4 tRNA genes and 1 rRNA gene are annotated in these 546 nt (G+C 49.5%); all 5 read right to left on the bottom strand.

Annotated features, from left to right (window positions below):
- Positions 1–50: 50 nt before the first annotated feature.
- A tRNA-Val gene (locus FKN88_RS17480) sits at positions 51–126 on the bottom strand.
- An 11-nt stretch (positions 127–137) separates the two neighbouring features.
- Positions 138–213: transfer RNA gene (locus FKN88_RS17475), tRNA-Ala, on the bottom strand.
- An 11-nt stretch (positions 214–224) separates the two neighbouring features.
- Positions 225–300 (bottom strand) — tRNA-Lys (locus FKN88_RS17470).
- 20 nt (positions 301–320) lie between these two features.
- Positions 321–396: transfer RNA gene (locus FKN88_RS17465), tRNA-Glu, on the bottom strand.
- A gap of 71 nt (positions 397–467) precedes the next feature.
- Positions 468–546, bottom strand: a 16S ribosomal RNA gene (locus tag FKN88_RS17460); the annotation flags it as partial.

The raw sequence follows: 546 nt of genomic DNA, 5'->3' as shown, positions 1-546 counted from the left end.
CTAAGTAAACTTGCGCGGCTGGATATTGTTATCCAAGAACATTTAGAGAGTGGTGGGCGATACCGGGTTCGAACCAGTGACCCCCTGCTTGTAAGGCAGGTGCTCTCCCAACTGAGCTAATCGCCCATTTAATATAATGGTGGAGCTAAGCAGGATCGAACTGCTGACCTCCTGCGTGCAAGGCAGGCGCTCTCCCAGCTGAGCTATAGCCCCATTTATATAAATGGTGGGTCGTGCAGGATTCGAACCTGCGACCAATTGATTAAAAGTCAACTGCTCTACCAACTGAGCTAACGACCCAATTTTCTTCATTGAAGAAGTGGTATCCCGTAGGGGAGTCGAACCCCTGTTACCGCCGTGAAAGGGCGGTGTCCTAGGCCTCTAGACGAACGGGACACTAAGATACTCTCTTTACTACTTAAACCAAATCAATCTGTGTGAACACTCATCAATGCACAATCTTTACGTAAGGAGGTGATCCAGCGCCAGGTTCCCCTAGCGCTACCTTGTTACGACTTCACCCCAGTCATGAACCACAAAGTGGCA

It is taken from the genome of Vibrio sp. 2017_1457_13 (genome assembly GCF_030851525.1).
Lineage (GTDB): Bacteria > Pseudomonadota > Gammaproteobacteria > Enterobacterales > Vibrionaceae > Vibrio > Vibrio metschnikovii.
This window is presented reverse-complemented; position numbering and strand designations above follow the sequence as displayed.